Consider the following 15,115-nt stretch of genomic DNA (forward strand, 5'->3'; position numbering starts at 1 on the left):
CGTATAAGGTCATCTGAGTCCGATCGTGCTGAATCACCGCCCTCCTTAGAAGTTTTCAGACTCAGAAGCCGCTATATAGCAAATAATCGCTGTTTGAGTATGATTTCGGACTCCAATGCAGCTATTGCATAAAATGAGGTACAACTAGTGTGTTTTTGGTGGCAATAGCGACTATGGGGTCCGATGGCAAGTCAAATGTGCTCGAAAGTTACGAATAAGGTCATCTGAGTCCGATCGTGCTGAGTCAACGCCCACCGCAGAAGCTATCGGACCCAGAAGCCGCTATTTGGTAATTAATCGCCTATTAAGCGTGATTTCGGACTCCAATGCAGCTATTACATAGAATGAGGTACAGCTAGTGTGTTTTTGGTGGCAATAGCGACTATGGGGTTCGATAGCGAGCCAAATGTGCTCAAATGCTACCAATAGGGTCATCTGAGTCCGATGTCCGATAGTAAGCCAAATGTGTTCAGAAGCTACGGTTAGGGTCATCTGAGTCCGATCGTGCTGAGTCAACGCCCACCGCAGAAGCTTTCGGACTCAGAAGCCGCTATTTAGCAATTAATCGCTTTTTGAGTGTGATTTCGGACTCCAATGCAGCTATTACATAAAATGAGGTGCAACTATTGTGTTTTTGGTGGCAATAGCGACTATGGGGTCCGATAGCGAGCCAAATGTGCTCAAATGCTACGAATAGGGTCAACTGAGTCCGATGTCCGATAGCGAGGTATAGCTACAGTGAGATATAGCTGCATATAAGGACAACTGTGTCCGATAGCTGCTGCGTACGCTCAAATGTAATCCAACGAAACAAGATATGCTGGCTTAGTCGGTCATACATAAACTTCTATTTGTGCACAGGTCGCAGTAAATTTGACATGTCAGTGAAAACTTTCACTTAGTTTTCTCAAAGTGATAATTATCACGTTAATGTGTTTTACGACACGCTACAATGGTCATAAAGGAACAAATTTGAAGTAAATAGATGAAGGAGATAGGAACCATGGCTTATAGCAAACCGCAGCAAATTGCCGAAGTAACTGTAGAGAACGGCATAAAAAAAGCTCATAATCCGCTAAGTACCGTACTTATTCTGGGCTTTTTGGGAGGAGCGTTTATTGCGCTCGGGTTTTTATTGGATATTCGCGTCATTGCTGGCGCACCACAGGAATGGGGTTCCATTGCTAACTTTATCGGGGCAGCAGTCTTCCCCGTTGGGCTGATCATGGTACTCCTTGCGGGTGGAGAACTGCTGACAGGGAATATGATGGCCGTGCCGCTCGCTTTTATGGCTAAGAAGATTTCTTTTTGGGAAGTTGTGAAGAATCTTTTGCTCATTACGATTAGTAATCTGGCAGGGGCATTATTTGTAGCTTATTTCTTCGGTCATGTGGTGGGTTTAACTTCAGAGGGTGTGTATTTAGAGAAATTGGTGGATATGGCTGGTCATAAAATCGATGCAGAATTCTTTCCGGCATTTGTTTCGGGTATCGGCTGTAACTGGCTCGTTGCGCTGGCAGTGTGGCTCTCCTATGGAGCAGATAACTTCAGCGGCAAAATCCTTGGTATTTGGTTCCCAACGATGGCCTTTGTTGCGATCGGATTCCAGCACGTTGTAGCTAACATGTTCCTAATTCCAGCAGCTATTTTTGAAGGTTACTATTCATGGGGGCAATACTTCACTAACTTTGTTCCCGTCTGGCTCGGCAATCTAACGGGTGGAGCAATATTTGTCGCAGCTGCCTATTGGATGGCATACTTGCGTAAAGCACCTACGGCTATTCAATCCGTAGATAGCATGTCCGGCAGCAGTGTCAAAAAACACGCTTAAGCTCGTCTTATAGAGCACTCCATAGAACATTCAAGGTCTGCCTTATTGGTGGCGTTAATGTTTTAGGGGTGCTTTTTGTTATGTAGACACAAAAAAATCCGCCGTGATATATCCGCGCTCGGGGGAACGAAATCGGATCACGGCGAATTTTGAAGGGGGAGTGTTTCTAGGCTCTATTACCCCGTCTTTCTAAAAGCGAATCAGTTTCTTCTTGTTTAGTTTGCTTTACGGACGACAGCCACGGCTTTAAAATAAGAATAGATATTAGAGCTAGGAAGGGCTGCGGACGTGAACCCCAAGGGAGACGGGATAATTCATGCGATATGTGCGTTTTATTCTCTAGATTTCATGCGTACTTTATCGCGATAAAACGTCAATGTGTATGCTTGCTCATAACCCTGTTTTGGGATAATACTGGATGAATTAATGACACATATATAACAGGGGATGTACACTACTTATGAAGTTTTTACAGGCATATCCAAAAGAAGTGAAAATATTTCTAATTGCCAGCCTAATTAATGCAACAGGTAGTGCGCTGATGTGGCCGCTCGTTACGATGTATGTATTTGATGAGCTTGGACGCAGCATGTCAGATGCTGGACTGGTGATTCTTATTCAATCGGTTGGTGGGATCGTGGGTCAACTACTCGGGGGCTCACTCTATCATAAGGTAGGCGTTAACCGGCTGATTGTCGGAGCGCTCGCCATGAATGCTTTGGCACTGTTCACCTTGCCGGCAGCTAGTAACAACTGGACGTTATTTATGGTTGCAATGGGACTGGTAGGATTATTTAATTCCTTATCATTACCTGCCATTCAGGCATTTATCGGCTTTCGTTTCACGAAGCAGCGTGGTGAGCTGTTTAATGTTATTTATGTCGCCAATAATATTGGTGTAGCACTGGGTACGGCATTAAGTGGTTTTTTGGCCGATATTTCCTATATGCTAAGCTTTGTAATGAATGGTGTAACTTCGGCGGTATTTGCGGGTTTCTTTTTTATATATCTGAAGAAAATCGGTGGAGAACCTGCGCATGAGGTAATGGGGCATCAGAAGAATGAACCAGAGAAACAATCCACGTGGAAGCTAATGGGGCATACTCGTATTTATCTTTATATGGGGATCGGTTCTTTGTTCCTGCTTCTCGGTAACTCTATCTGGAATACAGGGGTATCTCCGTTCATTATTTCAGAGGGCTGGCCTAAGAAAACTTATGGTTTTCTCTGGACACTGAACGGTATTTTGATTTTTGCAGCTCAGCCATTGGTAACAATGATTAAGCGCTGGTTCGCGTCTACCTCAACGGCGCAAATGACTGCAAGTGCCCTGTTTTATTTGGGTGGCTATGCGTTTCTTTTGTGGATGCCTAATTATCCTGGCTTAGTGCTCGGAATGGTGCTTGCTACACTGGGAGAAATGCTGATTTCTCCAGCGATGCCATCCTTTATCTCGGATCATGCGGGGCGCAGCGCACCATTTTATTTGGGACTAAGCGGAGGGATTGGTGCAGTCGGGAGAGTCATTGGCCCTTACTTCATGGGCAGACTGTATGATAGCGGTGGTTTGGCACCAACAGCCTGGCTGGCCTGTGCGATGGCGCTGCTGTCTGTAGGATTTTTCGTCATCCATTCTTTAGTCAATCGTAAAGGCCATTCGTTAGAGCGGTCCGTAAGATAACTATACACAGTGGATTCCAACATCTGCTGTGAATTCTATAGAGGTGCAAGGCAAGGGGTGTACATCTTATGAAACAAATCAACAAGGCAAGGTTAACTATTAGACCATCAGAGATTAAAGACGTGCGAGAACTGATTGATCTGGACCATCTGATTTGGACAGAGGACACTAGCCCGGGACCTATGTTGTGGCGCTCACAAGAGGATTTCTTGCTGAATGCTCCTCCGGGCTCTCAGCTCGTAGCGCTGCAAGATGACAAGCTATGCGGATATGTCGGGTTTGGCTGCCCTAGTAGAATGGAGAGCAACCGGCATGTGTGCGAGGTTAATATTGCTGTTCATCCGAACTATCAACGTTTAGGCATCGGCCGGCAGCTCATGGAAGCCATTAAGGAACATGCTGCGGCGCATGCTATTCGTAAGCTTCGCCTGCGTGTATTATCCTGTAATGAATCAGCGATTTCTTTTTACCGGAAATGCGGTTTTGTGGAAGAGGGACGTCTGCGGGAGGAGTTTTATCTTGGCGGCCGTTATGTGGATGAGATATTTATGAGCTGTATGCTGACAGGAGGAAATGGATATGGAGATCGTCTCGCTTAATGTCGGTCGGCCGGTGACGGTGGATTATCGGGGAAAACCTTTGGAGACCGGAATTTATAAAACGCCTGTAGAAGGATCGGTTCGGCTGCATACCAATGGATTTGTTGGAGATGGTCAGGCAGATCTTAAACATCATGGAGGTCCTGACAAGGCGGTGTGCGCCTATCCCATTGAGCACTATCCTTATTGGGAACAGCAGCTGGGAAAGAAACTGGAGTACTCGGCTTTCGGAGAAAATATCACCACAACGGGTCTGCTGGAGACAGAGGTGTGTATTGGCGATGTATATGAAATAGGCACCACTTTGCTTCAGGTTAGCCAGCCAAGATATCCTTGCTTCAAAATCTCACAAAAGCATGGACCCGCAGATCTTCCGGCTCAAGTTCTGGATACAAGGTATAGCGGATTTTACTTGCGTGTACTTCGTGAAGGAATGATTTCAACCGGCGATGCAATTGTCAAAAAAGAAAACGGAGACAGCAATGCTTCCGTGGCGCATGTACTGCATTTAATGCAGGTTGGGCTGCAAGAGGAAGCTGCTCTGGCAGAGCTTGTGGAGCTGGAAGCCCTCTCAGCCGTAGTACGGAACAAGTTTCGAAAACAGCTGGGTATGCCAGAGATCTAATCTTGGTCTGCTCAATAAAATAAACCTGGGGGCGTATGCCAGCCAGGTTTATTTCTGCTTGTGTGTTTGTTTAACTTTGCTTACGTAACTTAGCCGAGCAGCTGCCACTCACTACGCAATAAACCATATACGGCGTGATTCACGTAGCCATCGGGCAGCTTTTCTGCCTGTCTGATCACACCTTCGAGCACAAAACCAAGCCGTTCAGGAATTGCCCGGCTAGTTACGTTGGCGGTCGCGCAGCGAATTTCTACCCGCTGCAGCTCCATTTCCAGCAGTGCGTAGTCTACTAGAACTCGGCAGGCGCTGGTCATATAACCTTTGCCTTCATAGCCATCACCAAGCCAATAACCAATCCCTACGGAACGGTTATGCCAGTCAATCTGGTGATACCCAATGACACCGGCGAGCTCGCCGCGGACCCAAAGTCCAGCAGTGAAGGCGCCATTGTCGGTGCCTTGTTTTATAGCATTTTTAATGAAATTAAGGGTGTGATCCTGTTCCGTAACGGCATCAACCCAAGGAAGCCATTGCCTAAGTCGTTCCCGCGAGCGCTCCACTAACGCGAATATGTGCCTAGCATGCTCAGGCATGAGTGGCTTTAAGATAAGCTCTTCGTCGATGACATAATTAAACAAGCGGTTGCCTCCTTTTCGGCACAAGGCCTTATGTATGATTATGGATTTTTTCTTATGATTATCATGCTACTCTATCGCCCGCAGAGAAGTCAAAAGGTCTAAAGATGCTAAAAATTGATCCAGGCCATGTGCCCCCTTTTATTGAACAATCTACAGTTAACGGGTATATTAGTAGGAAACATGTTTATACAAGAAGTAGTGTAACACTACAGAACGAAAGGTTGATAGCTGTGGAGAACCGTACTACCCCCTCCAATTTTATTAAAAATGTTATTACCGAAGACCTCCGTACGGGTAAAGTAAAAGAAGTTGTCACACGCTTTCCGCCGGAGCCGAACGGTTACTTACATATCGGACATGCCAAGGCGATTTGGATTAACTTTACACTGGCGGACGAGTTCGGTGGCAAGACTAACCTAAGATTTGACGACACGAATCCTGCCAAAGAAGATACGGAATATGTGAACTCCATTCAGGAAGATGTAAAGTGGCTGGGTTATGAATGGGAAGAGCTGCGTTTTGCATCGGATTATTTTGAGGAAATGTACAAACGTGCCGAATTATTAATTACTAAAGGCAAAGCTTATGTAGATGACCTCAGCGCGGATGAAATTCGCCAATTGCGGGGAACGCTGACGGAGCCAGGACAGAACAGCCCACATCGTGAGCGCGGCATCGAAGAGAATTTGGATCTGTTCCGCCGTATGCGGGCAGGGGAATTCAAAGATGGTGAGAAGGTTCTTCGTGCCAAGATCGATATGGCTTCACCAAATATTAATCTGCGTGATCCTGTCATCTATCGGATTACTCATGCGCATCACCATAATACAGGGGATAAATGGTGCATCTATCCGATGTATACATTCGCTCATCCACTTGAGGACGCTATTGAAGGAGTGACTCACTCCCTTTGTTCGCTTGAGTTTGAAGATCAACGCCCATTTTATGATTGGGTCGTAGCGGAATGTGAGATGCCTTCTGTTCCGCATCAATATGAATTCGGCCGTCTGAATCTCGCTCAAACCATGACTAGTAAACGTAAGCTAAAGCTGCTGGTAGACGAAAAACATGTGGATGGCTGGGACGATCCGCGGATGCCAACGATCTCCGGCCTGCGCCGCAGAGGATATACGCCGGAAGCGATTCGTAAGTTCGTGTTCGAGGCAGGGATCTCCAAGAGTCAGGGTCTAGTGGACCTGCAAATGCTGGAGCACTTTATCCGGGAAGACCTTAAGTTAACTGTGCCTCGCACTATGGCTATACTTCGTCCGCTTAAGGTTGTTATCACCAATTATCCGGAAGGTCAAACAGAATGGCTTGAAGCGGAAAATAATACAGAGAATGAAGAAATGGGCGTACGCCAAATTCCGTTCTCTCGTGAGATTTATGTTGAGCGCGACGACTTTATGGAGAATCCGCCCAATAAATATTTCCGCTTGTTCCCCGGCAATGAAGTACGCCTGAAGCATGCTTATTTCATCAAATGTAATGAAGTCATTAAAGATGAGAATGGCGAGGTTGTTGAACTGCATTGTACGTATGATCCGGAAACAAAGAGTGGCAGTGGATTTACAGGCCGCAAGGTAAAAGGTACTCTGCACTGGGTAGAAGCTAGTCAAGCTGTGCCTGCAGAATTCCGTTTATACGAGCCACTGATTTCTGCTGAAGAAGTAGATGAAGCTGCAGAAGTTGAAGGTCTGGATTCCACGGTAGAGAAAGCGGAGCCTAGCTTCTTGGATCAGCTTAATCCTAAATCCATTGAAATCTTACAAGGTTTTGTGGAACCCGCACTTAAGGACAGTGTGGCTCAGGATAAATTCCAGTTTTTCCGTCATGGCTATTTTAATGTAGATAGCAAATATTCGGCGCCTGGGCATCTCGTATTCAATCTTATCGTTTCACTGAAGAGTTCATTTCAGCCTCCAAAACAAGGCTAACACTTGATTCGTTCAGGTTCTTTATAATAAAACAGGCTCAAACGTCCCGTTTAGGTACGTTTGAGCCTGTTTTTTATATTTTCGCTTATAATATTTCGATGTGAGAGAGTTCTTCCTCATCCTCTGTAGGGGGCCGGTAGCCTCCACGGTTTACAAAGAGCCACATGAAAGTAAAGCCTAGCGTTCCAAACAGTGTCAAGAAGACACCCGCTTGATACATGCTCTGTGCACCTAGATTCTGATACATCCACCCGCCGAGAACTCCTCCAACAATACCGGCTATACCGCTCCAAGTCAGTGTGTAGAGTGCTTGTCCTGAAGCACGGTAAGGTCTTGGAATAAGAAGCATGGTCAGTTGAGTGCCTACATAGAAGAAACCACCAAATGTTATGCAGTGTAAAATTTGAATGAGCACTACTTGGAGGGCTGTAGTCGCGTCCGCCATGAACCACCATCGTAGTACGAATAAAGCGCTAACCAGCGCAAGCCAGCCGAGCAGAACAGATATTTTACGTTTAAGGAATCGGTCGCAGAGAACAAATACACCCACTTCCAAAATAGAGGAGAGGAATACTGCGAGACCAATCATTCCCTTGGAGCCGCCTAGATCCGTAATATACAAAGACATGAATGTAGTGTTCATGGTGTTCGGTATGGAAACTAGGATACCAAACAATATGAAACACAAGAAAAAGGGATTATAAATTAGCTTGCTGAAGCCTCTATAAGGCATGGGAGCCATGCCAATGGTATGGTTAAGTTTCGGTAATGCAAGAATGGATAACATTGATGCACATAGTAAGCCTGCAAACAGATAGGACAAGATAGATACACCAGCCCAGTCAAGGACCAATCCGGCGGCAATTGCAATTAGTGCCCACCCCAATGAACCCCAAAGCCGAAAAGAACGGAAGCGATAGTTAGTTCCGTCAATATAGCTGAGAATCATCGTATTGCTCTGAGCAAATAACGGTCCTTGGAAGAAATAGAACAAAAGAATGGAGATGTAGATCATCTCATATGTATTTGCCCGAAACATAAGCTGGGATAACACTAACGTTCCGATTAACATAAGCAAAACGATTCGCCGGATATTCTGGTATCGGTCAGTCCAGATCGCCCAGAATGGATTTGCAAAGATGGATACTAGCGCACCCATAGAGAATACGGCACCGATCTCTAATTTGTTCATCCCTACATCCAGCAGGTATAGTTGAAAGAAGCTGGAGAAGAGGACCATGGTTCCGTATACAAAAAAATTGAACCATTTTAAAGACGTGAAAGAAGATGGATAGTTAACGCCTTTCCGCAAATGCGTCACTCCTTTCCCACTAGATGTCTTGCATGGATATACTGACCAATATTAGGCCCTTCTATCACTGTAACACGTGTTGAAAAGGGATACAAACTTCCTTTTTTACTTTTTTACATTTTTTTAACGTTTATTTAAATTTGATCCGCTAAGTGACAAAAATCGCATATAACAAGTTTGCAGGTGGCAGAAATGTTAAGAGATCGCTCCTCCTTACTAGGAATATGCCTGAGGATTACCCTATCTACGTCGTACAAAAGCGGATCAACGGGTTTAACTTCAGTTTACAATTCAGGGCTAGGATGGGGTTAAGCGAAACAGAGATGATACACTCTTCTCGCAGAGTCACCAAGAAAAGGGGAGTTTTTGCATGAGAAAATCCGAAGCTAAGGGGAAAACGGCGCTGAAGCCATTCCTCACATTATTAAAAGAGACCAAGCCTTCATACGGCTTATTGGCAATAGCCATTGCACTAAGCATGATCTCGACATTGGTTAGTCTGGTGATCCCAATGTTCACCAAAAATCTGGTGGATGGCTTTTCTTTGGCCTCCGTCAGCAAGCTGCAAATTGCGGGTATAGCGGGTGCTTTTATCGCGCAGACGATCGCCGGGGGAATTTCCATCTATCTGCTGAATTACGTGGGCCAGAAGATGGTTGCAGGTCTACGTGACCGGTTATGGCGTAAATTTTTAGTATTGCCAGTAGCTTATTACAATGATAATCGAACAGGAGAAAGCGTCAGCCGGATGACGAATGATACAGGGATCATCAAAACGCTGATTTCTGAACATCTGGCCAGCTTATTTACCGGAGTGATCTCCATTGTGGGCTCCATTGCTGTGCTGTTATTTTTAAATTGGAAAATGACGCTTGTTCTATTCACCGTTCTTCCACTATCTGCGTTGATTCTGGTGCCGCTTGGACGGCAGATGTACAAAATCTCCAAAGGCATGCAGGACGAAACAGCCTCTTTTACCGCGACACTTAGTGGTGTATTGTCAGAAATCCGTCTGGTCAAATCCTCGGGTGCAGAGAAAAAAGAGTACGAAGCAGGCAAAACCGGAATTATGAACCTGCTCTCCTTTGGTATTCGTGAAGGCAAAATCAGCGCTATGATCAGTCCACTTGTCTCTTTTGTTTTTATGATGTTACTTGTGGTCATTATCGGTTATGGCGGAATGCAGGTATCTTCCGGGGCTTTGACAGCTGGAGAGCTGGTAGCCTTTATCCTGTATCTTATTCAGATTATTATGCCGCTTACTCAATTGACCACGTTCTTTACACAGATTCAGAAGGCTAAAGGGGCATCAGAGCGCATTATTGAAACCCTGGCAGCAGAAGAGGAGGTATATGAGGGCCAGGAAGAGGCGAACGGTGCAGAAGGTCCTATCTCGGTAGAAGATCTAAGCTTTGGATATAAAAATGGTGAGAATGTGCTAACCGATGTAAGCTTTCGGATGCTTCCGGGTCAGGTGACGGCTATTGTTGGACCGAGCGGGGGCGGCAAGACTACTTTATTTTCACTGCTCGAACGATTCTATGAGCCTCAGAAAGGTATGGTTAAGTTAGGTGATAAACCAGTGTCAACCTTCTCTTTACGCTCATGGCGGAAACTGATCGGGTATGTCTCACAGGAAAGCCCATTATTGGCAGGTACGATTGCTGAGAATTTAACCTATGGATTGGATCGCGACGTTAGCATGGAGGAGATGCGTGCAGCAGCAGCAATGGCTTATGCAGATGGCTTTATCGATGAGCTTCCTGAAGGATATAATACGGATGTTGGTGAGAGAGGTGTGAAGCTCTCAGGTGGACAGCGGCAACGGATTGCTATTGCTAGAGCGCTGCTGCGGAATCCAAAGATTCTTATGCTTGATGAGGCTACCTCCAGTCTGGATAGCCAATCAGAGGCCGTAGTACAGAAAGCACTGTCCAATTTGATGAAGGGCCGGACTACGATTGTAATTGCGCACCGTTTGGCTACTGTTGTAAATGCTGAGCAGATTATTTTTATGGAAAAGGGCCAGATTACCGGGATGGGAAGACATGAAGAACTGCTGGAAAACCATGAGCTGTATCGTGAATTTGCCACCCAGCAGCTGCAGATGAATAACCTTGAGATTCAAGACAATAAAGAGGAGGCTCCAGTGATACATGACAAAAATACTAGTAGCGGACGACGATCCGCACATCCGCGAATTGGTAGAAGTATTTCTGAGAGCTGAGGGGATGGATGACATCTATGGAGCTTCTGATGGACTGGAGGCTCTTCAGATTCTGGAGAGCCATAACATAGACTTAGCCATTATTGATGTGATGATGCCCAATTTGGATGGCTGGGAGCTGTGCCGGAAGATGCGCCAAACTTATGATTTTCCGATATTGATGCTGACGGCTAAGGGTGAGACCTCCCAAATTGTGAAGGGCTTTGAACTGGGAAGTGATGACTATCTCGTCAAACCCTTTGAGCCAGTGGTGCTTATTGCGCGAGTAAAGGCGCTGCTCAAACGTTACCAAATCTCTGCTGCACAAAGTGTGGGGATCGGCCGGCTGCGAATGAATCGTAAAACCTACGAGGTATCCTCAGAGTATGGAGAAGTCACCTTGCCGCTTAAGGAATTTGAGCTGTTGTTTAAGCTGGGCAGCTATCCGGGGCAGACATTGACTAGAGACAGGCTGATCGAAGAGATATGGGGTTATGATTTTGAAGGGAATGAGCGGACGCTCGATGTGCATATCAACCGTTTACGCGAACGGTTCGCTCCAGATAAATACGGGTTTGTTATTCGTACCATCCGCGGATTAGGCTATCGGCTGGAGGCAGAGGCATGAACCGGTTTAAGGAGCTTCTTAAGCGGATTGGGATGACTTTTATTTACTTCGGTGGCGTTGGGATTAGCTGGAGTGCAGCTTATTTCTTGATGAACTGGATATATGGCAGGGTTGGACGCCCCTCTTCGGAGTATTTGACCCAGTTAATCGGCGTGATGGTCGGAATTGTGATTTTGTTCATGATGGCATTGGTAACCTCCAAGTTATTCCGGGGCTGGGAACGTGTTTTTTATAAATCAATTATCGAAGGTTTAGGGCGTATTGCTAAGGGTGATTTCAATGTGGTACTCGATAATACTAAGGACTATGGTGATTTTGGTGAGATTGTAGAGAGCATCAACGTAATGGCCAGCGAACTGAGTCAGATGGAGACCATGCGTCAAGACTTTATCTCTAATGTATCGCATGAAATTCAATCTCCGCTAACCTCTATCCGCGGCTTTGCTCTTGCGCTGCAAGATGAAACTTTGAGTGTGAAGAGCAGGAGGCACTACCTTAATATTATCGTGGCTGAGAGTACCCGTGTATCTGGGCTCAGTGATAATTTATTGAAGCTGTCCGCGCTTGAATCGGGCAATTTTCCGTTTGAAAATCAGATTTACCGCCTGGATAAGCAGCTTAGAGATACGATTCTGGCTTCTGAACCACAGTGGTTGGAGAAAAATATAGAGGTAGAGGCTGAACTGGAAGAAGTGAATGTATCTGCTGTAAAAGATTTAATGAGCCAGGTCTGGACCAATCTACTGCATAACAGCATCAAGTTTACTCCGCAGAACGGTTACATCCATATTAGCCTTCGCATGGTGGATGAGCAGGTAGAGGTGGAGATTCAAGATAGCGGGATTGGCATCTCGGAGGAAGATCTGCCTCGGATCTTCGAGCGTTTCTATAAGGCAGATAAAGCTAGAACCGCAAGTGGTGGCGGTAGTGGACTGGGTCTGTCACTGGTTAAAAAAATCGTTGAGCTGCATGAAGGTAAGGTAACTGTACATAGTCGTCCGGGGGAAGGAACCGCCTTTAAGGTGAGCTTGCGAGTACGAAAGAAATAAACTTGCTGTATGTGAAAAACAGCTGAAGCTGGTATTCTGGGTGGATTCGAGGATAACACCTTCCGTCCTGAGAATAATGCCACAAGAGCCGAGGCAGGAGCGACTATTTATAAGCTGCTCGAAGCTCTGTCTCTCTAATAGTGATTGAATAGTTCATCGCTAAGCTTTAAACCAAACGCCGCTTTCCCAGATTGTTCAGTGGGAAAGCGGCGTTTTTTGTATTTATGAAATTAAAAGAGGAACTATAATACCGGGATGGACGTTTATCCACCAATTTGAGACATGCGCCGAGCTGTCGGCGTGTGGCTTTGTGCTTTTTTCTCCAGAGCTAAGGCCATTTCATGGTTATGAGGTTTGTTGCCCAGCGCTTTCCGGAATAAGACCTGCACAGCAGCAGGATCGCTTATTAAAGGACGGACATTGTATTCATCTGCCCAATACAGGCAAGCTTTGATGTGCCCATCTGCGGTAAGTCTCAGGCGGTTGCAATTATCGCAGAAGTGATCGCTCACCGGATGAATCAGGCCGAATGTACCAGGGGCTCCAACAACCCGCCGATTCTGGGAAGGGCCATTCCCGGAGGGCATTTCTGCTGCTTCCGTTTCCCAACCAGCCTCAGTACAAGCTTCTACAACCCTTTCCAGAGGCAGATAAGTTTGGCGCCAAGCATCAGTAGCACTGCCAATCGGCATGTATTCTATAAAGCGTACATTTAGAGGACTCTCCAGCGTAAGGGAGATGAAGTCTTTGATTTCGTCGTCATTAATTCCTTTCATCAATACAACGTTAAGCTTTATCGGTTGAAGTCCGGCGGCTTGTGCGGCCTCGATCCCCTTTAATATCTTGGCGACTTCACCGCCACGAGTAATCATAGAAAATCGATCCTGCCGTAAAGAGTCTAGGCTGATGTTTACCCGTGACAGACCAGCCTCTTTTAACAGCGCGGCTTTGGCTGGAAGCATTAAACCATTTGTAGTCAGCGAAATATCTTCTATACCTGGAATCGCGGATATCATCGCAACAAGCTTTTCCAGATCTTTGCGGACAAGAGGTTCTCCGCCAGTTAGTCGTACTTTACGTAATCCAAGAGGGGCTAGCGACTTAACGACTGCGGTAATTTCCTCGTAACTTAGAATCTCGTCCTGCGGTTGGAATTGCATCCCTTCCGCTGGCATACAATAGATGCAACGCAGGTTGCAGCGGTCGGTAACCGAAATGCGGATGTAATCGTGTAAACGTCCAAAAGGGTCCGTCAGCGGCTCCATGGCGTTGCTCCCTTCCTTTAAATCTGGCTGATAAATTGCTCTTGAATTTTCTCGTATAAACGCCTAACGTCACTAACAGGATAGAACGCGAAGATGTTTATACTTGTTTAGAATTTTAAAGATTGCTTGGATTCACGTCAATGAGCAAAGTTCTGGACGACAGGGTTTCATTACATAAAACTGGACAAACTAGATAAGAAGATAACGCATATTGAACAACGAAAAGTGTGACAAAAGTACGACAAATAAAGTTTTTAGACATAGAATGCTCACGGAAAGCGCTTTTAATTTCCGATATAATCTAGGTGCGGATTAGTTTTAACGTTCACTTTTGCGAAAACAGATAGGATACCGGAAACCGCACGTCGGTAATGTGTGTGACGGAGAGTGACCGGGAAACCATTGAGGAGGATTTGCAAAATGAGTACACATACTGTTCCATCGCTCACCGTTCCGGAGGCTTTTAGCCGTTGGTTGGAAAGTCGGGGATTAATATATCAGCTTTTAGTGGATTTTTTGGGTAGAAAACCATCACTCTCTCTAGTGGCTCAATGGAGCCGCCATCGCCAGATGAGTGTAGCGGCAGAGATGACAGAAGGCGGTCGGGAGCTGAAGCGCTATTTGAGTCAGGAACCGAACAAGCTGCCAATGATATGCGAGAAAGAGAGCAAAGAATATAAACGGCTTATGCAAGAACAGTCCGTTAGTTCTTTTAAATTGCGCGAAGCAGCGATTTTAGGTCGTTCGGAGGATTTCTGCAACGTGCTTGCAGATGTGTACACCTCCGCTGGAATTGTATTCAATAAGTGTAATGGTGAAGCCGATGATCATATTGCTATTGAGCTCGAATTTATGGCAGTCATGCATGAGCGTATGCTTTACAATAGTTTTTCAATAAGAAGTGCTATGGAGCTGCTTGATATTCAGGAGTCCTTTTTGGAAAAGCATCTACTTCAATGGACACCGCAGTTCTGTCAGAAACTAAATGCAGCAACAGATAGTCCGCTATATCTAGGCCTCTCTCATATGCTTGAGGAGTTTCTGCCACTTGATCTGCAAATGCTTCGTTCCTGGAGAGCTTCATTGGAGAGCAGTGCAGCTACAAGCATTTAATATTAGAAAGCCCGACCTATCCATTAGGGCGGGCTTTTGCATGCTGAGCATGGGGAAAAGAATCGTTGTGTGAAGCACCAACTGAAGTAGTAATTGAAGTACCAACCGAAGCGTCTTATTGTTGCCCAACTCAAGCGCCGATAGAATAATTGGGGAATTTCTCCCTGAAATTCTGGGATTTTCAGTCATCAGACTAATAATTAGGGAAAACCTCCCTAAAATATAGCTGAT

The 15,115-nt window shown here is 45.7% G+C and carries 12 protein-coding genes; 9 read left to right on the plus strand and 3 right to left on the minus strand.

Translation table 11 applies throughout. The features are described from left to right. The first annotated feature begins 1,003 nt into the window (after positions 1-1,003). The 4 genes from NST45_RS28790 (at position 1,004) to NST45_RS28805 (ending at position 4,736) form a co-directional block, all read left to right on the plus strand. Positions 1,004-1,831, plus strand: a complete 828-nt coding sequence (locus tag NST45_RS28790; RefSeq protein ID WP_036681949.1) for a formate/nitrite transporter family protein — start codon at positions 1,004-1,006, stop codon at positions 1,829-1,831. 460 nt (positions 1,832-2,291) lie between these two features. Beyond that, the gene (locus tag NST45_RS28795) at positions 2,292-3,512 is read left to right on the plus strand and encodes an MFS transporter (protein ID WP_036681946.1); all 1,221 of its coding nucleotides are present in this window, start codon (positions 2,292-2,294) and stop codon (positions 3,510-3,512) included. A gap of 68 nt (positions 3,513-3,580) precedes the next feature. Next, positions 3,581-4,111 carry a GNAT family N-acetyltransferase gene (locus tag NST45_RS28800; RefSeq protein WP_038573668.1) on the plus strand — a complete coding sequence of 177 codons (531 nt, stop codon included), beginning with the start codon at positions 3,581-3,583 and terminating at the stop codon, positions 4,109-4,111. Then, on the plus strand, positions 4,092-4,736 hold the full coding sequence (locus tag NST45_RS28805) for an MOSC domain-containing protein (RefSeq protein ID WP_081383983.1): 645 nt from the start codon (positions 4,092-4,094) through the stop codon (positions 4,734-4,736). Before NST45_RS28800 ends, NST45_RS28805 begins: the two co-directional genes overlap by 20 nt. Positions 4,737-4,825: 89 nt before the next feature. Here the strand turns inward: NST45_RS28805 and NST45_RS28810 are convergent, their stop codons facing one another. Continuing rightward, positions 4,826-5,374 (minus strand): GNAT family protein, encoded by a 549-nt coding sequence (locus NST45_RS28810; protein ID WP_036681941.1) that lies wholly within the window; start codon positions 5,372-5,374, stop codon positions 4,826-4,828. Positions 5,375-5,604: 230 nt separating this feature from the next. Here NST45_RS28810 and NST45_RS28815 point away from each other — a divergent pair, with 230 nt between their 5' ends. Continuing rightward, a complete protein-coding gene (locus NST45_RS28815) occupies positions 5,605-7,311 on the plus strand; it encodes a glutamine--tRNA ligase/YqeY domain fusion protein (protein WP_036682422.1) in 1,707 nt (568 codons plus the stop codon). Positions 7,312-7,396: 85 nt separating this feature from the next. Here NST45_RS28815 and NST45_RS28820 read toward each other — a convergent pair whose 3' ends face one another. Next, positions 7,397-8,632, minus strand: coding sequence for an MFS transporter (locus NST45_RS28820; RefSeq protein WP_305953522.1), 1,236 nt, complete (start codon positions 8,630-8,632; stop codon positions 7,397-7,399). Positions 8,633-8,993: 361 nt separating this feature from the next. Between NST45_RS28820 and NST45_RS28825 the strand changes: the two genes are divergently transcribed. From NST45_RS28825 to NST45_RS28835, 3 genes are read left to right on the plus strand one after another with little or no spacing between them, the layout of a single operon-like run. After that, on the plus strand, positions 8,994-10,850 hold the full coding sequence (locus tag NST45_RS28825) for an ABC transporter ATP-binding protein (protein ID WP_036681935.1): 1,857 nt from the start codon (positions 8,994-8,996) through the stop codon (positions 10,848-10,850). Then, positions 10,780-11,457, plus strand: coding sequence for a response regulator transcription factor (locus tag NST45_RS28830; protein WP_036681932.1), 678 nt, complete (start codon positions 10,780-10,782; stop codon positions 11,455-11,457). Before NST45_RS28825 ends, NST45_RS28830 begins: the two co-directional genes overlap by 71 nt. Further along, a complete protein-coding gene (locus tag NST45_RS28835) occupies positions 11,454-12,506 on the plus strand; it encodes a HAMP domain-containing sensor histidine kinase (RefSeq protein WP_036681931.1) in 1,053 nt (350 codons plus the stop codon). Before NST45_RS28830 ends, NST45_RS28835 begins: the two co-directional genes overlap by 4 nt. 263 nt (positions 12,507-12,769) lie before the next feature. Here NST45_RS28835 and moaA read toward each other — a convergent pair whose 3' ends face one another. Beyond that, on the minus strand, positions 12,770-13,771 hold the full coding sequence (gene moaA / locus NST45_RS28840; protein WP_339824383.1) for a GTP 3',8-cyclase MoaA: 1,002 nt from the start codon (positions 13,769-13,771) through the stop codon (positions 12,770-12,772). Between the two features lie 420 nt (positions 13,772-14,191). Between moaA and NST45_RS28845 the strand changes: the two genes are divergently transcribed. Then, positions 14,192-14,884 (plus strand): molecular chaperone TorD family protein, encoded by a 693-nt coding sequence (locus tag NST45_RS28845; protein WP_036681926.1) that lies wholly within the window; start codon positions 14,192-14,194, stop codon positions 14,882-14,884. The last annotated feature ends 231 nt before the right edge of the window (positions 14,885-15,115 follow it).

Source organism: Paenibacillus sp. FSL R7-0163 (genome assembly GCF_037969975.1).
GTDB lineage: Bacteria > Bacillota > Bacilli > Paenibacillales > Paenibacillaceae > Paenibacillus_AQ > Paenibacillus_AQ odorifer.